This window comes from Peribacillus sp. QJM3NY_7, from assembly GCF_056173225.1.
On the sequence record NZ_CM149663.1, the window covers coordinates 2,628,187 to 2,646,214 of the forward strand.

Below are 18,028 nucleotides of genomic sequence, written 5' to 3' on the forward strand. Positions count from 1 at the left end.
ATAATATAGATAGTCACCCTATTTATACCTGTTATGATGTCTGTAATGGCAGGAGGCACAACAATCATGTTTCAACAGAATACAGTATATATAGTTGGCGAATCGAAGGCACCGTCCAATAATCCAATTACACAGCAATTCAACTGCTTTTTTATCGGGTTCGTCATTGATCGTGATACGCATGAAATAGTGGATGCGGAATGCTCGACCACGATATCGATTACATCACGCTTCATTCAATCCATGTTAGTTGGTAAATCCATTCTTCGGCCCGATGAATTGGAGACGGAAATTGAGCAACGGTATTTTGGTTCATCTCAGAAAGCACTGACCGTCGCCCTAAGAAATGCCAGCATCAAATATCAGCAACTTTATAAGTTATAGCTGCTTCTTTTGTCAGTCGCAATTGAAATCCAGCTGTTAAAGAGTGCGTACGCGCTCTTTGGCAGCTGGATTTTTCTATGTAGTGCCATGCAATAATTCATTGATGGGGTTAAATAAAATGGAAATTGCATTTAGTTATAAAAGATTAGGAGGTATGGAATATGATTCAAGATGGTGTAATGTTTGTCTGCTTTTTATTGGCATTTACTGCCCTGATTGCGGTTGTGGAGAAAAAGATAGGAGGAAAGTTCTTCAAGTATGTTCCTGGTATTGTCCTTATTTATATTGGAGCGGCTCTGATGAAAACATTAGGGGTCTTTTCAGATAGTGAGTCAGTCGAAAGTGCATATAGCACCATACGGGGGCTCCTCTTGCCTGCCATGTTGATGCTTATGCTTTTGCAATGCGATATGCGGAAAATCATCAGGCTTGGACCAAAGATGCTGTTAACTTTTTTTGCGGCTTCATTCAGCATTATTGGAGGGTTCACTCTTACTTACGTTTTAATGAATGGCTTTTATTCGGAAGGAACTTGGAAGGCATTCTCGGCCTTGAGCGCAAGCTGGACAGGGGGCTCTGCCAATATGGTGATCTTGCAAGGCATACTCGATGTGCCTGAAAATATTTTTGGCTATGCGTTGATCATGGATACTGTTAATTATTCCATTTGGGTCATGTTCTTGTTTTGGCTGGTGCCTCTTGCTGGAAAATTCAATATTTGGACGAAAGCGGATACATCTTTCATTGATCAGATGACTTCCGAGCTTGAAGCGGGGGAAACCGCCAAGACGGAATTTGGATTCGTGGAATTGATCGGTTTCTTGGCGCTGGCTTTAATTGTTTCAGCAGGTGCAACCAAAATTGGGGAGAGACTGCCGGTACTCGGTGCCGCTGTGAATGGAACCACTTGGACGATCATCATCGCTTCGACCGTAGGGTTAATTCTGGCTGTCACGAAGGTTGGACGTATTGCCGGTTCCATGGAAATTTCCAAAGTCATGCTTTATATCGTCATTGGTTTAATTGCTTCCCATGCCGATTTTTCACAGCTGTTTCAAGCACCTGTGTATATTATTTCCGGCTTTATGATTCTATTCTTTCATGGATTGATCATGGTCATTTTGGCCAAAATCTTTAAGTTGGATCTATTTACAATGGGAGTTGCCTCTTTGGCCAACATAGGGGGCGTGGCATCAGCCCCCATATTGGCTGGTGCATTCAACCGGTCGCTAATACCGGTCGGGATATTGATGGCAGTACTTGGCAGTCTTCTGGGCACCTATTTTGGAATTCTTACATCATATATACTCTCAAGCTTTTAAGGAAGGGTTGTTAATATGAAGATTGAAAGTTTACAAGTATCAGTGGAAACCTTGCCACTTATCAAGCCATTCAAGACTGCATTACGCACTGCAATGGAAATTGAAAACATCATGGTTTACGTAAAATTGGAGGATGGAACGGAAGGTTTGGGGGCTGCAGCCCCTACGGTTGCCATCACAGGTGATTCTACAAAAGGAATCATGACGGTCATTGAAGAAGTGATCACACCACATCTAATTGGCCGCGACATCGAGAATATCAATGCATTGTCTCAGCTGATCCAACGATCCTGTGTAGGTAACACAAGTGCAAAAGCTGCTGTTGAAATCGCTTTGTACGACGTAGTCAGCAAACGATGGCAGCTCCCATTATATCAATATCTTGGCGGTAAATCTAATGTCCTGAAAAATGATATGACAATCAGCGTTGATGAACCTGAAGAAATGGCAAAGGCGGCATTGTCCCTTATCGAAAGCGGATTCTCTACGATGAAGATAAAACTGGGGAAGGATTGGAAGAATGACGTGGAGCGCGTTGCCTGCATTCGTGCTGCTGTTGGCGAACAGGTTATGATCAGGATTGACGCAAATCAAGGGTGGACAACAAAACAAGCGATTTCCATCATTCATGAAATCGAAGAAAGAAAGCTGGACGTTGATTTGGTGGAACAGCCCGTGCAAGCCCATGATATCGAAGGATTGAAAGAAATAAAACGCTCTGTCCAAGTGCCGATCATGGCCGATGAAAGTTTGTTTTCCCCACGTGATGCCATGAGGCTCCTGAATGAACATGCTGTTGATTTCCTTAATATCAAATTAATGAAAACTGGCGGAATTCGACGAGCACTCCAAATCGCAGATATGGCAGAAGCAGCCGGGGTGGAATGCATGATCGGGAGTATGATGGAATCATCCGTTAGTGTAGCGGCCGCGGCTCATCTGGCAACCGCCCATCCAAATATAACGAAGATTGATTTAGATGCCCCATTATGGATTAAGAATGAGCCATTTGAAGGCATTCAATTTATGAAAGATCAACTTCTCATTTCCGATAAACCTGGACTGGGAGTCAAGAGGAAATCCTCTTTTGCTCAATAAAAACAATTTCGAAAGGGTGAATGATTTGAAAAGGTTAACCGTTTTTGTATTATCTTTATTGGCTTTTGGTATTTTAGTATTCAGTCCCAATGAAGCTAGTTCCAGGGAGAAGCAGAGAATTGCCTATGTTGATGTGAACGTGGCCACTCTTTGGACTGAGCCGGGATTATTAAGGGGAATCGATGCCCCTTCTGCATCGAATCCCGCTGATTTGAATGAATGGATCGGCTCGATGAAATATGAAGACAAGCTGTGGCTTGTAGGTAACCTGGAAACACAAGCTTTATATGGTTCTAAAGTGACGATTCTTGAAGAACGTGGCGAATGGGTGAAAGTAGCCGTTTCCAATCAACCTACACCCCGCAATGATATTGGTTACCCAGGTTGGATGCCGAAGGGACAATTAAAAGACGGACATTCTTTTGAGAAGCAATTTAAACGAGGATTTGCCCTTGTAAATGCCCCAAAGACCTGGCTCTATTCGGATTCGAAACTTCGGTCCAAATTCATCGAAGTCAGCTTCAATACCCGCCTTCCGCTATTGCAGGTGAAAAAAGATAAAGTGAAGGTGATGACACCGGGTAATGGGGCAAAATGGATGGAAAAGCAAGACGTGTCAGTCTATCAAAATGAAAATCAAATACCGGCTCCAACCGGTAAGGACATCGTTGAATCAGGAAAAGGTTTTTTGGGGCTACCTTATCTATGGGCTGGAATGTCCGGTTTTGGATTTGACTGTTCTGGATTTACGTATACGATGTATCACGCTAATGGAATAACGATCCCACGGGACTCTTCCATTCAGGCCCAGCATGGCAAAAAGGTTGAACAAGAAAATCTACAGCCAGGTGACTTACTATTTTTTGCCCATGATAAAGGGAAAGGAAAGGTCCATCATGTCGGAATGTATATTGGTGACGGCAAAATGATCCATTCGCCTAACAGCTCAACACATGTAAGGATAGATGAAATAAAAACATCGGGATACGGAGAGGAATATGCCGGAGCAAGAAGATATATCGATTGATGCTTAACAAGCTTAAGAGCCCAGTGCTCTTAAGCTTTTTTCATATGTAAATAGATCTTTACTCAGTCTATCGAATGACATAACGATGCTCCGATGAATTTAAAAAAGAATAGTTTTGCATAACCTGGATGTTCCGGATGCCTATAGAGTGTTTTAGTTAATATTAAATGAGATTAACTTATCCATATTTCGCTAGTTAAAACCTTAATTCACTATTTCCTCAGTACCTTCGAGGAAAAATATGGTATAATTATTTACGGATATTTCTCAATATTATAAAAGCAAGGGGTTGCCAATGATGATCACTTTTCCAATACCTGATGTTGAGCAATTTTTACGAACGTTTTCCATTGCTGATTTTGCTGTAAGTCCAGATGAAAAACATCTGGTTTTCAGTACCAATTTGAGCGGAAAGTATAATTTATGGGGAATGGATTTGCCAAACTCCTTTCCTTATCCGCTTACATCCATCGATCAAAGCTGCCAAGGGCTTATATATGATAAGAAGAGCCGGTTTATCATTGCTGGTTTCGATCAAGACGGTAATGAAAATACCCAGTTTTACGGAGTTCCTTTGAATGGAGGTACAATGAAGGAAATCGTTAATCATGAAAATACACGTAATTTCATGCCAAAATTATCGAATGACAGTAAAAAGCTCTACTACACGACATCCAGAGGAAATCCTTCCTTTCTTAATTCCTATTGTTTGGATTTAGAATCAGGACAGGAAAGGCTGGTACTGGAGGGGAAAGATGCAGCGACCTATTTATTTGGCTTCAGCCCGGATGAAGAAACCTTACTTTACTATAAACACTTTGCTAATACATATACTCTTCTCTATGCAAAAAAAGGGAACGAAGATATCCTGCTCACTCCGCCGACAGAGAAACAACACACAGTGAATGATGGGGTTTTTGTTTCGGATTCGATGATATATTTATTGACTGATTATGATTCGGACTTTACCTATTTAGCTTCATACAACCTTGAAACAAACAAGTTCTGTAAAGTTAAAGAATTGGAGAATGAGAGTTTTACTGCCATTATTTATAGTAAAGAGAATCAATTATTATATATAACCAGTCAAAAGGGTGTAGAGGATCAATTATATGAAATCAATCTGCAAAATGAAAATTGGAGAAACATCCCCGTGCCATGCAGTGTCATTAATAAACTTGAAGTTGCTGCATCAGGCACGCTTTACCTATTTGGCATGAGTGCAACCAAGCCTCATAATATCTATAAAAATACAGGTGATGAGTGGGTATCATTAACTAAATATACTGTTCCTGGCGTCGATTCTAATGAATTGGTTGAACCGGACATCATTACCTACCCTTCCTTTGATGGCCGGGAGATCGAATCGTTATTTTTTAGGGCAAAAAAGGAAAATGACAATGGTGAAGTCATTTTTTGGCCTCATGGAGGACCTCAAGCGGCAGAACGGAAGTTTTTTAGAGCTTCATTTCAATTTTTCCTGAATAACGGTTACAGTATTTTCGCGCCAAACTTCCGCGGTTCTACTGGTTATGGTTTGGAATTCATGAAAATGGTAGAGGGAGATTGGGGAAATGGACCGCGACTTGATAATGTAGCCGGCCTTGATTGGCTGATAGACCAAGGGCATGCACAAAAAGGCAACATTCTTTTGATGGGCGGAAGCTTCGGAGGCTATATGGCCCTTCTGCTGCACGGGCGATATGCGGATTATTTTAAGGCGGTTGTCGATATTTTCGGCCCATCCAACCTATTCTCATTTATCAATTCCGTACCTGAAGACTGGAAGCCAGTCATGGACCAGTGGGTAGGAAATCCGGAAAAAGATAAAGAAAAACTAATCGAGTATTCGCCTATCACTTATCTAGAATCCATGATAAAGCCAATGCTTGTCATTCAAGGAGCAAACGATCCCCGTGTCGTCAAAGAGGAATCGGATCAAATCGTTCAAGCGTTGAAGGATAAAGGAAGAGATGTCGATTATATGCTTCTAGAAAATGAAGGACATGGATTTTCCAAAAAAGAAAATGAGATTGCCGTCTATCAAAAAATACTCTCCTTCTTAAATCGATTCACAGCAGTAACAGAGAAGGTGTAATCCATATTTTTACAACTTAAGAACCCCTGCCGTTCACGTTCAAAGTGATGAAGCAGGGGTTTTTAAGTTTTGGGAGTTAGTAAATAGCTACCAATATGGCGTTTAAAAAAATCATTCCTTTAAAATTCAGAATTCCCCGAATAAACGCTAGTCACCTAGTTATAAAGTGCTATATAATATACGGAAAAAGTATTTTTTGTTTAACGGAGTTGATTCGCAATGCCACAGGAATTATCGATATACTTACTCGTAGTTATATTGGCAGGTGCTTTAAGTTTGTTCCTGTGTTTATTTGCACTATTAAAGGTCAAGGATGCACCTGGAGCAAAACCGTATATTATCGTGACATTATTGTCTTCCATTTTTACTTTTTCCTATGCTTTCGAACTTTCCAGTACATCTTTGGAACAAATCTTATTTTGGTTAAGGGTCGAGTACTTGGCCTTGCCATTCATCCCAGTCTTCCTTTTGTTGATGTGTATTGAATATATAGGGGATAGCCTCAAGAAGGTATGGAAATATGCACTCTTCATCATACCGTTCATCACCATTTTCATGCATTATACAAATGATTCTCATCACTTATATTACAAATCAATGGGATTGAGAGGCGATAGTCCTTTTCCAATAATTAAACTGGTGGGCGGCCCTTGGTTTTACGTTCACTCCCTGTTTCTTTTTTTATGTGTGATGATAAGTATAATAATATTGCTAAGGCAGTTGAAAAATTCTTCATTCAGATTCAGGATGCAAATATCAATGATGGTGGCAGGTCTGCTTATTCCTATAATAGCAAATTACTATTATATAAACGGATTAAGCTCATATGGTATCGATCTTGGTCCTGTATCCATGAGTATCACGTTTATCTTTCATGGTGCGGCACTATTGACTTTTCAAATGTTCAATGTAGCACCGATCGCCAGGGAAACTGTTTTTGAAAGTATGAAAGATGGTGTCATCGTTTTAAATCAACAGGGTTTGATTGTTGATTATAACCATGGAATGCGCAAAGTCATACCTTTGTTGGATGAACATACTATAGGTAAAACGATTACAAGTGTGCTAAATGGGAATCATCATCTTAGGGAAATAATCTACCTTAAGCAAGACAGTGATTTTACATGCAGCATAAATGGTGATATGGTACATTACCATATTGGTTTTTCACCCGTGTTCAACAAAAGCAACCTGCCTATCGGACAGATCATTACCTTCGCCGACGTAACTGAAAGAGTGCTCATGCTGGAAAAGTTGAAACAACTTGCCAGCTTGGACGGGTTAACCCAAATATTGAATAGAACATTTTTCATCAAAAAATCGGAAATTTTATTCGATGCTCTAAGCAGGAAAGGCGGCAGTGTTTCAGTCATCATGTTTGATATCGATCATTTTAAAAATGTTAATGATAATTTTGGACATGAAGCAGGGGATGCCGTCATAATGCTTGTTGCAAATACAGCAAAAGAATATATTCGGGAAGGAGATCTATTGGGGCGCTATGGTGGTGAAGAATTTATCGTGTGTTTGCCGAATACCGCTTTATCCACTGCATATGAGTTAGCCGATGTTATAAGGGTAAAGGTTTCTGAAAGTATTGCAGAGGTTAATGGAGAGAAGATTTCCGTTACCTGCAGTTTCGGTGTGACTCATGCATTAATTGAAGCTGGAGATCGAGGCGATTCCATCCAAACATTGATGCCACGGGCAGACCAAGCCTTATATGCCGCTAAGAAGAATGGCCGAAATTGTGTACGGATCATAGCCTAAGACTATATTATCATTCCTTTAAACCTTGAACTTGTTCTAGGTTTTCAATGTGTTCAAGATTCCAGACACATCTTAAGCTGCGTTATTCATGATGAGTGCCCTATTTTTTACTAGCTCTGTAATCTATAACCGAGGCTGTTTCCGTAAGAAAAAATGAGGCGGTAATGTTCGTCCATGACTCGTTTCAAAGATTCATTCAAAGGCTGAAGGGGGCTATTTGAAGCTGAAGAATTCATTAATTCTTCTAAGACGGTACTCGATCTCAAGATTTTTACATCTGAAAATCCGTTTTGTCGGAAGGAATTTAACCATTCGGATTGCATCAATAATTCTCTTAAATGATAAAAGTTCATGATTTCCTTTTTTGAGGCAGAAGAAACGGTCTGATTTCAGCTTTCCATTTGCTTTTAATTCTATCGTCCCTTAATTCTATTTCTCCCCCTGGAACTTTCACCACTCGAAGAACATTGTTTTTTTAGTTATACTGCCAGAGATTTAAATTAGAACGCAAATGAACGTTTTTGGAGAAGGTAAAAACACGTTTGAGCCACTTGGGGTGTGGACGGGATTTTGTCTCGGCAGGATGTTCAATCGTGCGGGTAATGAATCAATTTTAGATTAATTACGCCCCATATAATTTATATTAATAAGTTTGTAGGTTTAAGAATAAAAATTATAAGTGTGTTTCTTTTACTTTAAATTATGGGGGAGAGCAAATGAACGAGTTTTTGGAGAAAACAGCAAGATTCGAGCATCGGTTTTGGCTGCAAATCTTAGGAGACCATGCCAGGTTCATCCACGAGTCTTTAGCTCCGGTCGAAGTGGAATACATTGAAATTGCCTCAGAATTCATTCAAATTTTTGATACTCTCCTTGGTAAAGCCAATTCGGAAGAAATTTCGCAACTTACTGCCACAGCAGAACAAGAAACATTAAGATTTCGGGAGTTTAAGCTATGTCTTTTAAAAGAACATCTGGTAGGTAAAATTAAAATACATCTTTCACCTTCATTCATTAATCATATGGTGAACGAATTAGAAGAATATTTAAGATTATTGAAATATTTCAATGCAAATCAAATGCCGCCGATTTTTCATGAACTTCATCATCATTTGCTTTGGCTGCTAGATGCAGCAGGGCATGCAGGTACAATATCATCCAATTTGGATGATATTGAAAAAAGATTAAAAGAGAAAAGTGAGCAATATAAAAAACATTTTAATGATTTTTATTTAAAAGCTGTTGAAATGGCTGGATTTTTACGAACTAATCTGTCAACATTCCCAGCGTTGGAAAAAATGAATGCGGACGTTACATTGGAAATTAAATTCTTCCAGCACTTCCTGCTTGAATTGGAGGAGCTTGACCTCAGTGCGCAGGCTCTTGGAACTTTTGCGCCATTAATGGCCGATCATATGTGGCGTGAAGAATGTTATTATTTAACGAAACTTGCTGAATCGACAGACATGGAAAAGCCAAACTGCGATCCAGCGAAACCGAGGCTAGTCGAATAAAAAAGTACCTCATGGAGCCCTTTCTTTAAACGGGCTCTTTATATGTGCTTTCCTTAATGGATGTGATTTATAAAGGAAGTTAATTCCTATCCTTATGTTATACTAGAAGAACTAAAATTAATTATAGAAGTATAGGAGTGCTGAAAGATGTTTGGAAATGCTTCCAATTTGACAAATGGCATTTATTTTGGAGAATCGTTACCACAACAAATCGCTAAACACATATTAAAAAAAATCATTGAAGGTGAAATAGAAGCTGGAGAGAAAATCGTCGAAGAAGACATTTCCAAAGAATTGAACACTAGCCGTGCACCCGTACGCGAAGCCCTTTATTTATTGCAGGTTGACGGTATTGTTGAGAGGATGCCGCGGCGGGGAACAATCGTCAAGCCATTTTCACAAAAGGAAATCATTGAATATAATGATGTTACGATCGGGTTGATCCAGATGGGCATTGATTTTTCCCAAGGGAAGTGGCATGCAGAAAATAAGCAATCATTACAAAGGCATTTGGAAAGTGCAACCGATGAGTGTGAAAATAGGAATGTAATCGAGTATCAAAAAAGGGCAACACAGATATTTCGCTATATTTTTTCAATCGCTAATAATAAAGCATTATCAAGATTTTTTGAAGAAGCCAGTCATATCCTTATGGTTTTTGCCCAAAGTCAATGGAATACGGAAACGATGGAAAACTTCCATTTCAGATTAAAAATGTCCATTGAGGCCATTCTAGAAGATGATTTCGTTAAAGCAAAAAATGAAATTCATGAAGCCTTGAGTCGTGGAGTGATGTAGAGTCTTTGACTCTAAAACCAAATTGTCGACAATCGACAAAATAAATGTTATGATGTAATCGTATTCAAACAAGAATATCTTCAGCAAGATTAAAGGGAGAAAGGGAGAATATTATGCAAGCATTCGATTTTACAGAAAAAGTAGCAATTGTTACCGGTGGCGGCGGGGGGATCGGCCGGGCAGCATCTATTACACTTTCAGAAAATGGAGCCAAAGTGGTTGTTGTAGACCTTTCCGAAGAGGCTGGCATGCAAACGGTAAATAAAATCAAAGAAAACGGCGGCGAAGCGAAATTCGTAAAAGCCGATGTTACAAAGGAAGCCGATATTAAAAATTATGTCCAAAAAACGATAGATTCCTATGGGAAAATCGATATTTTCTTGAATAATGCCGGGTGGGAAGGCAAAATAATGCCCCTTATCGATTATCCTACTGAGGTTTTCGATCAATTAATGACAATAAATGTACGCGGCGTTTTCTTGGGCTTGAAACATGTATTGCCACATATGATTGAACAAAAAAGCGGGGCAGTCGTGAATACAGCTTCTGGAGCGGGTTTACTGGCAACGCCAAATATGATGGCGTATGGCGCAAGTAAACATGCGGTTCTTGGAATGACGAAAACAGCTGGTGTCGAAGTTGCTCCACATGGTGTCCGGGTGAATGCGGTCTGCCCAGGTGTCGTCAATACAGCTATGATGCGGTCGATTGAAAGCGGATTTGGTCAAGGTGATTCCGCGGCAGCAGAAACGGCTAGAAAACAGTTGGAAGCAACGACTCCGGATGGCCGGTATGCTGAGCCTCAGGAAGTTGCAAATCTAATGATGTACTTAGTATCCGATCTTTCCAGCCACATTACGGGTCAAGAACTTGTAATCAACGGAGGGGCCATTTTAATCTGATTAGCAAAAAACATTATTAAAGGGGGACACATACATGAGTTTAAAAGGAAAAGTCATAATAATTACAGGAGCGGGCAGCGGAATTGGTAAGGAAACGGCATATAAATTAGCTGATCAGGGAGCTATTGTCGTAGCGGCTGATTATAATGATGTTGCCGCTAAGGAAACAGCTGAATCTATTCAACAAAAGGGAGGCACGGCATCTTTTGTGAAAGTAGACGTAGCTAAAGCGGAAGAAGTGGAAGCGATGGTCGAAGCAGCAATTGCCAACCATGGCACCATCAATGGCATATTCAACAACGCTGGAATTGGGCTAGTAAAACCATTTTTGGAAATGGATCCAGAATCATACCACAGAGTCGTTGATGTTGACCAACACGGCGTATATTATGGCATGTATTATGCAGCAAGGAAGATGGTCGAGCTTGGTGTAACTGGGGCAACGATCGTTAATACAGCTTCTATATATGGGACGATGGTTTCAATTGGCAGCTTTAATTACCATGCTGCAAAAGCTGCAGTCATCGCCATGACTAAATCCGGTGCCATTGAACTTGCGCAATATGGGATTCGTGTTGTCGGCGTTGCACCAGGTTTCATCGAAACGCCGATCATTGGTGAAGATCAAGAGTTCCTGGACAGTTTGGCACAACTTCATATGAGGAAAAAATTGATTCAGCCAGAAAAAGTTGCTGAAGTTGTAACGTTCTTGTTCTCTGAAAAAGCGGACGCCATTAATGGACAAGTCATCCCTGTTGATGATGGATTCTTAAGCTTTAAAGGATAATTATAATCAAAGGATTTTCGAGATAACTTAAAAAGGGAGTTTTGACAAATGAGCGAACGATTCGATGACAAAGTTGTAATCATTACTGGGGCAGGATCAGGGTTAGGACAAGCAGCCGCATTGGAATTGGCTAAAGAAGGGGCTAAACTTTCATTAGTTGATTTAAACGATGCATCTTTGGAAGTGACAAAAAAATTAATCTTGGAAATTGCACCAAAATCGGACGTGCTTCTGGTCACTGCAGATGTATCGGATGAAGAAGCAGTAAAGAACTATGTAGACCAAACAGTCAGCAAATATGGCAGAATCGATGCATTTTATAATAATGCGGGTATCGAAGGTAAACAAGCCCCTATGGCTGAATACGATAGCAAAGTTTTCAACAAAGTGACGGACATCAATATCAATGGTGTGTTCTATGGTATGAAATACATTCTGCCAATCATGAAAGAACAAGGATCAGGGGCAGTGGTGAACGTGGCTTCCGTAGGTGGAATTCGTGCTGTGCTTAACCAAAGTGCTTACGTTGCGAGTAAGCATGCTGTTGCAGGCTTAACGAAAACAGCTGCCATTGAATATGGTCAATATGGAATCAGCATAAATGCCATTGCACCAGGAGTTATCTTAACGGCAATGGTAGAAGGTTCATTCAGGCAAATAGGCGGGGAAAATTGGGAAGAAGCAATGGCGGATTTCGTCAGTTTGAATCCTAAGAAACGCTTTGGTAAACCAGAAGAGGTCGGCCGTTTAGTCGCCTTCCTATTATCAGGGGAATCGGAGTTCATCAACGGGGCTGTCATTCCGATTGATGGCGGCCAGTCTTCACAATACTAAACGTGTAAAGGGAGTGACAGTATTAGGTCACTCCCTTTTTAATCGTATCCTTTTATTTTATGACCAAATGAATTCAAATTTTAAAAATCAGTACATTATGAAACGAAATGCGAACCATAAGAATAGTAACGGAACTCATAAAAAAACGCCATATTAAGGCGCTTAACAAACATTAAAGAAACCAATCGTTACTTTTCTTTATCATGAAGCTTATCTTCATATTCAGTTTCCAACATACCATACAGACCATTCATTTCTTGTTCATCCGGATCTGCCCCAAATTCGTTTCTATATTTTTTCTTTTTATCATCAAGGATTTCTTCTTTTTCATTCTTCTTGTCCATACATATCACCTCCAACCAATAGGGTGTCTCATTGTTTGATAAAATATGCATGGTAATCTCATTTGCAAAACGTTTTATTGGGTATTCTAAATAGTTATTAGTCTTACTATTTGTTAAGATATAAATATATTAACTTAGAGATATCGGAGAGAGAATGTGAAGAAGAAGAAACGTAAGAAATCAAAGAAAGTTTTTACCATTTTCATCCTGATTTTTGGATTTTTGCTCATTAAGGAGATCATGAAAACCCCCTATTCCGAAAATGTTTCCACATCAGTAAATACGCTTGATTCTTTCGCGAACGTAAAAAAGTATAGCTCACTCCTTCAAGGGGAGTTGGCTAAATACGGACTTGAAGAGCATACTTCGACATTGATTGCTTTGATGCAGCAGGAAAGCCGAGGACGGGGCGGTGACCCAATGCAGGCATCTGAGTCAGCGGGTCTTGATCCAAATACAATCACAGATCCAACGGAAAGCATTAAGTATGGGGTGAAACATTTTAAGAGGATCAATGAATATGGCAATGAAAAGGGTGTGGATTTTGCCACGATCATTCAAGCATATAACATGGGTATTGGTTATATTGATTTCGTGGCGAATGAAGGGGGCAAGCATAATGAAGAGCTTGCGAAGAAGTTCTCCATGCTTCAGGTCGAAAAGAACCCCAAGCTCTATGATTGCGGCGGGGACAAGGATAATTTTCGGTACCCATATTGCTACGGTGACTACTCATACAGTGCAAAGGTATCTAAGAACATTGAGGAGCTTGGTAACAGTATATCGGCTCAAGCTGATGGTGAGTGAGGGGAACAAAAAGCCTACTGAATGAAGTAGGCTTTTTGTTCATGGTAATGTTACCTCTTTTGCGGAGTTCAAAGAATCAAAACGATTGTCATTTATTGTTCAACCATGGAAGGAGGTCAGTATGTTTATAGAGTTTCCCGGATTCCTCAATGATTTGTGAAAGAAAGATATCAATGGAATCAAGTAAAGAGTTTAAGGCTTGTTTAACAGAACCACTCTCAAATTGCTCTAAGGGCACAGGTAACTCTTCCTCGTCCAAAATAAAATGTGACCCATCCGGAAGCACCATGATATCAATGATCAAATCCTCAAAGGATAACAACTTATCCGCCATATATGTATTTTTTACAATATTGAAATAGGAACCTAAATAATTGCCTTCATTATCTCTCCAAATGTATAAATTATAAGGGCGGTCTTTCCAATAATAAGCTATCGTATAACTTCCAATGGGTATGTTTAATTCTATGGGACCCGCTTTCATCGTGAACGCATCCATGATTTCATGAAAAAGCACGACATGATGATTTTGTGCGTTTAATAGCATACAGGTATGTTCTACAACTAAAGAGTCATAGCGGATTTTTCTTTCAATTATTTCATTGCCCAGTTGAAGTGGTGTTGTATATATTTTGTCCATCTTTTTATTTCTCCCTTAAAAACCATCTAGATCATTATGCCATTTGTTTCTTTTCTACTTTGGTAAATATCAAAACCTAATTTCACAAGTACCGAGAAATTAGGCTTTAACTATTTCAAAATCGTTCACTCTTCTGCCTAATCAGAATGTTGTTTATTGGAACTTATCCTTGATACGCCTGCTCTAAAGTTTTAATGTCAATTTTCTTCATTTGGAGCAACGCCTTCATCATTCTTTCCGATTTTTCAGGATTGGAGTCGTTCACCATCTCGGTTAGACTTTCTGGGATGATTTGCCATGACACACCAAATTGATCTTTCAGCCAACCGCACACTTGCGCCTTTTCATCTCCGCCTTCCGAGAGTTTCCCCCAATAATAGTCCAATTCTTTTTGATCCTCGCAATGGATGATAAATGATATTGCCTCTGTGAATTTGAATTGAGGACCGCCATTCAATGCTACGAATGTTTGTCCTTCCAATTCAAATTCCACGGTCATCACAGAACCCATTGTCTTTCCATGGATTTGATTTCCTTCATTTCCATAGCTAGTGATTCTTCCGATCTTAGAATTTTCAAAGATGGATGTGTAGAACATCGCCGCCTCTTCGGCTTGTGAATCAAACCAAAGGTTAGTTGTGATTTTTTGAATTTTGTTTTTCATGATTATTCTCCTTTATTGTTTTCATCCTTGCTATTATGGTCAGGATATGAGAATTGATTCGATAAGATAAGATTAAATACCTTGAAAGTACCCTTTCACTATACACCTTTTATCCTGAACCAAGATAATGATGTAAAGTTAGGTTGTGTTTTGTGTTTTCCAACCGATTATTTAACTAATCCCCTTATTCCTTTGCTTGTTACAATATCCTTCTCATGGTGATGGAAATACAAAAGGATATAGAAACTTTTCAACCGTGAAAAGTCCTATATCCAAATTCCGTTTCTCAGCTTTCGAAGTTAAATTGCCATTTGATTCCGAATTTATCGGTTAACTGACCGTAAATTTTACTCCAGAATGTTTCCTGCAGCTCTAGACCAACCGTGCCGCCTTCACTTAGTTTGTTAAAGATCGATTTAATTTCCTCCACATCATTACCGACATATGCCAGGCTGATATTATTTCCTTCTACAAAAGGCATACCAGGAAAAGTATCTGAAAACATGATATTGCTACCATTAATAGTAAGCCTTGTATGCATGACTAAATCTTTCGCATCTTCTGGAAGGGGAAATTCCGGATTAGGCGGTGTTTCCCCAAAGGTCATGATATTTGGTTGTTCCGTTCCAAAAACCTCTGCGTAGAACTCTACTGCTTGTCGACAATTCCCATTAAAATTAAGATATGCATCAACTGACATGTATCTCACTCCTATTTTCTTATTTATTTTTCAATGCTCCCAATTTATTACTTAAGGCATGATTACCTTACGAAAAATTCCGGTGGTTCAATTCCAAGGGTTCTAAGATAAATATAACCCTGTCCCCTATGGTGGATCTCATTTTCCAAGGCATATTGAAGTCTATCAAAGTGGCTTTGTGAGGGACCAAAAAAAGGATCTTTTTCAACCACTCCAAGCGTTTCCTCGGTCATTTCCTCCCACAATTTCCTCGTCTCATTCCTTACTGTTTCGCATGCTGATACGAGTTCTTCTTTGGTGGAAATTCCAGCAAAGGAATCTGGAAACTCCCAAATACCCAGTGCAATTCCACGCATATATCCAGTCTCAATGTTCATGACTTCTTTAACCATCTCTGCGAAAGGGCGAAGCTTCCCGGCCGGTGTATAATTAAATAATTCCTTTTCAGGGAAAGCTTCAACCACCCGCAACGTCAATCTCCTGTTGCCTTCCAATATATTTAACAAACCCTCTTTCGAAAGAACCACCATTTCACTCTCCTTTGATCAATACTCTGTATAAAAGTTCTGTGAAAAATCGAAAAGTCCTGCAAATTCCTGAATATAAAGAATGCATAGCTTTTTTTAATAAACAATGGAGCAATTCCATTAATATATAATTAACCAATAGATAAAGTAAAAAGGGGAAATGTCATATGTACGGTTCATTAAATAAAACTAAATTAATAAAAAATGATTTAAAAGGCATTGCGAAATTAAAGTATCAGGATGTGTCAGTGATACTTGGGATCAAGAGAACCTAACAAAGAGAAATTTAGATTTTACTATTGAAAGCATTCGTTATATAGATACTTATACGAAATGATTAAGCACTACTCAAATGGGTAGGGAACTTTTAAAGAATCATTTTGATAATTTTGTGGTAAGGATAGGAGCGTATATTGGAGAAGTTATAAAAAGGAATATAAATCAAGATTATAAATGGTATGAATATGATTCTGTATATCATTTTTCTTCTGCACTTGATGAAGTGAATAGGGGCAATAAAACAGAGACGGTTCTTTACTCCAAAAAGAGAGATAGAGTTTTAAGCCATTGACTGTGGTAGCTCAACATCTGGAAGGGAATCCGGCACATACAGATTTCTTGGAATATGTAAAAGAAACAATTAAGCAAAGTTCGTAAGAGATATCCGCTTCCCATAAACAATTGTGTTGGTTTTCAAAAACCTTCCCAAAAGAGGAAAAATTCAATTTTTGTAAATATTGCTTAAATCTTTCATTTATTATACGATTTAATCAGTTATATTTTCCCAACCAGCATGATGCTTATACATAAATGATTCAATTAATAACGGAACCAGCAGAAAGGGAGAGAAGCCAATGATTAATAAAGTCGGTCAAATTATGTTATACGTTAATAACCAAGATGAGTCATTGAAATTTTGGACGGAAAAATTCGGATTTAGCGTAATTTCTGAAGAAGATAACGGCCAAGGGTTAAGATGGATTGAAATAGCACCAACAAAGGATGCACAAACGAGTATCATCCTGCATAATAAGGAATTCATTGCTAAAATGCAGCCTGAATTAAATCTTGCTACACCTTCATTAATGTTTTACTCGGATAATCTTGATGAATTATATAAAGACTTTTCGGAGAAGAATATCAAAGTGGGAGAACTTGTAAATATGCCATCTGGAAGAGTCTTCAATTTTGCTGATAATGAAGATAATTACTTTGCGGTCATGGAAAAGAAGTAAATCATTTAGCTAAAGATAAAAAACATCAAAACGACTAGAAAAAATATTTTTAGTCGTTTTGATGTTTTTTGATCAAACTACACTCTTTATGAAACATTTAGTCTTCAGGCCTTGGCCCAGCAGGAAGTCCAGAGTTCTCAACCGTTTTGATCGGCCGAATTGTTATGTCTCCATTCACGTAAATTTGACAAGATAAACGCAAATGATCTTCCATTCCTTTTTCCTCAAAGACCTTTTTTTCTTTATGTGTAACCTCCAAAAAATCACCTGCCAATATTTCCACTCTGCAAGTTGTACACTTAGCTTTCCCACCGCATCGGTGGAGAATATTTATCCCGTTATCTTCCAATGCCAATACTAATTTTTTTCCCATTTCAACTTCAAACGTTCCTTGGTCTAATACTGTTACATAAGGCATCTAATACCACCTCTTATTATAGGATATCTATCAACAGGTCATTAATATATCTATTCTCTTACCTTGTCCATATGACATAAAAAAATGTGAAGTCACTGCTGATTTATAGTAAAGATGAATAATTAATTATCGTGAAGACAAACTTTAAGTACATTCATA

At 38.9% G+C, this 18,028-nt stretch carries 19 protein-coding genes and 1 pseudogene; 13 read left to right on the plus strand and 7 right to left on the minus strand.

Annotated elements, in window-relative coordinates:
* Positions 1-66 precede the first annotated feature (66 nt).
* The 6 genes from AC0VX1_RS12585 to AC0VX1_RS12610 all read left to right on the plus strand — a co-directional run bounded on the left by AC0VX1_RS12585 (position 67) and on the right by AC0VX1_RS12610 (position 7,699).
* Complete coding sequence (locus AC0VX1_RS12585) at positions 67-384, plus strand: DUF3870 domain-containing protein (RefSeq protein WP_034312026.1); 318 nt, start codon at positions 67-69, stop codon at positions 382-384.
* Between the two features lie 161 nt (positions 385-545).
* A complete protein-coding gene (locus AC0VX1_RS12590) occupies positions 546-1,706 on the plus strand; it encodes a DUF819 family protein (RefSeq protein WP_475471532.1) in 1,161 nt (386 codons plus the stop codon).
* 15 nt (positions 1,707-1,721) lie between these two features.
* Complete coding sequence (locus tag AC0VX1_RS12595) at positions 1,722-2,804, plus strand: dipeptide epimerase (protein ID WP_475471533.1); 1,083 nt, start codon at positions 1,722-1,724, stop codon at positions 2,802-2,804.
* Positions 2,794-3,831, plus strand: coding sequence for a C40 family peptidase (locus AC0VX1_RS12600; protein ID WP_413021172.1), 1,038 nt, complete (start codon positions 2,794-2,796; stop codon positions 3,829-3,831). The genes AC0VX1_RS12595 and AC0VX1_RS12600 overlap by 11 nt, the downstream gene beginning before the upstream one ends.
* A gap of 298 nt (positions 3,832-4,129) precedes the next feature.
* Positions 4,130-5,929, plus strand: coding sequence for a S9 family peptidase (locus AC0VX1_RS12605; protein WP_475471767.1), 1,800 nt, complete (start codon positions 4,130-4,132; stop codon positions 5,927-5,929).
* Positions 5,930-6,148: 219 nt separating this feature from the next.
* Positions 6,149-7,699: a histidine kinase N-terminal 7TM domain-containing diguanylate cyclase gene (locus tag AC0VX1_RS12610; protein WP_475471535.1), complete on the plus strand. Its 1,551-nt coding sequence runs from the start codon at positions 6,149-6,151 to the stop codon at positions 7,697-7,699.
* Positions 7,700-8,063: 364 nt separating this feature from the next.
* Here the strand turns inward: AC0VX1_RS12610 and AC0VX1_RS12615 are convergent.
* Positions 8,064-8,156 (minus strand): annotated as a pseudogene (locus AC0VX1_RS12615) (formylglycine-generating enzyme family protein); the annotation flags it as partial.
* Positions 8,157-8,415: 259 nt separating this feature from the next.
* Here AC0VX1_RS12615 and AC0VX1_RS12620 point away from each other — a divergent pair.
* The 5 genes from AC0VX1_RS12620 (at position 8,416) to AC0VX1_RS12640 (ending at position 12,534) form a co-directional block, all read left to right on the plus strand.
* Entirely contained in the window at positions 8,416-9,213 is a 798-nt protein-coding gene (locus tag AC0VX1_RS12620; RefSeq protein WP_475471537.1) for a DUF2935 domain-containing protein, read from the plus strand.
* Positions 9,214-9,360: 147 nt separating this feature from the next.
* Positions 9,361-10,011, plus strand: a complete 651-nt coding sequence (locus AC0VX1_RS12625; RefSeq protein WP_413021182.1) for a GntR family transcriptional regulator — start codon at positions 9,361-9,363, stop codon at positions 10,009-10,011.
* Positions 10,012-10,124: 113 nt separating this feature from the next.
* On the plus strand, positions 10,125-10,913 hold the full coding sequence (locus AC0VX1_RS12630) for an SDR family NAD(P)-dependent oxidoreductase (protein ID WP_475471539.1): 789 nt from the start codon (positions 10,125-10,127) through the stop codon (positions 10,911-10,913).
* A gap of 34 nt (positions 10,914-10,947) precedes the next feature.
* A complete protein-coding gene (locus AC0VX1_RS12635; protein ID WP_034312008.1) occupies positions 10,948-11,700 on the plus strand; it encodes an SDR family NAD(P)-dependent oxidoreductase in 753 nt (250 codons plus the stop codon).
* Between the two features lie 48 nt (positions 11,701-11,748).
* Positions 11,749-12,534 carry a glucose 1-dehydrogenase gene (locus AC0VX1_RS12640; protein ID WP_475471542.1) on the plus strand — a complete coding sequence of 262 codons (786 nt, stop codon included), beginning with the start codon at positions 11,749-11,751 and terminating at the stop codon, positions 12,532-12,534.
* Between the two features lie 188 nt (positions 12,535-12,722).
* On the opposite strand, the gene AC0VX1_RS12645 is transcribed toward AC0VX1_RS12640, so the two are convergent.
* Complete coding sequence (locus tag AC0VX1_RS12645; protein WP_082609346.1) at positions 12,723-12,878, minus strand: DUF4021 domain-containing protein; 156 nt, start codon at positions 12,876-12,878, stop codon at positions 12,723-12,725.
* Positions 12,879-13,034: 156 nt separating this feature from the next.
* Between AC0VX1_RS12645 and AC0VX1_RS12650 the strand changes: the two genes are divergently transcribed.
* Complete coding sequence (locus tag AC0VX1_RS12650; RefSeq protein WP_034311999.1) at positions 13,035-13,685, plus strand: lysozyme family protein; 651 nt, start codon at positions 13,035-13,037, stop codon at positions 13,683-13,685.
* An 88-nt stretch (positions 13,686-13,773) separates the two neighbouring features.
* On the opposite strand, the gene AC0VX1_RS12655 is transcribed toward AC0VX1_RS12650, so the two are convergent.
* From AC0VX1_RS12655 to AC0VX1_RS12670, 4 genes are all read right to left on the minus strand, one after another.
* The gene (locus AC0VX1_RS12655) at positions 13,774-14,325 is read right to left on the minus strand and encodes a DUF402 domain-containing protein (protein ID WP_475471545.1); all 552 of its coding nucleotides are present in this window, start codon (positions 14,323-14,325) and stop codon (positions 13,774-13,776) included.
* Positions 14,326-14,488: 163 nt separating this feature from the next.
* Complete coding sequence (locus AC0VX1_RS12660; protein WP_475471546.1) at positions 14,489-14,989, minus strand: VOC family protein; 501 nt, start codon at positions 14,987-14,989, stop codon at positions 14,489-14,491.
* A gap of 286 nt (positions 14,990-15,275) precedes the next feature.
* Complete coding sequence (locus AC0VX1_RS12665; RefSeq protein ID WP_475471548.1) at positions 15,276-15,689, minus strand: VOC family protein; 414 nt, start codon at positions 15,687-15,689, stop codon at positions 15,276-15,278.
* Positions 15,690-15,751: 62 nt separating this feature from the next.
* Entirely contained in the window at positions 15,752-16,219 is a 468-nt protein-coding gene (locus AC0VX1_RS12670; protein ID WP_475471549.1) for a DinB family protein, read from the minus strand.
* A gap of 851 nt (positions 16,220-17,070) precedes the next feature.
* Here AC0VX1_RS12670 and AC0VX1_RS12675 point away from each other — a divergent pair.
* Positions 17,071-17,451, plus strand: coding sequence for a VOC family protein (locus AC0VX1_RS12675; RefSeq protein WP_053535009.1), 381 nt, complete (start codon positions 17,071-17,073; stop codon positions 17,449-17,451).
* 97 nt (positions 17,452-17,548) lie between these two features.
* On the opposite strand, the gene AC0VX1_RS12680 is transcribed toward AC0VX1_RS12675, so the two are convergent.
* Complete coding sequence (locus AC0VX1_RS12680; RefSeq protein WP_095678412.1) at positions 17,549-17,869, minus strand: 2Fe-2S iron-sulfur cluster-binding protein; 321 nt, start codon at positions 17,867-17,869, stop codon at positions 17,549-17,551.
* Between the last annotated feature and the right edge of the window lie 159 nt (positions 17,870-18,028).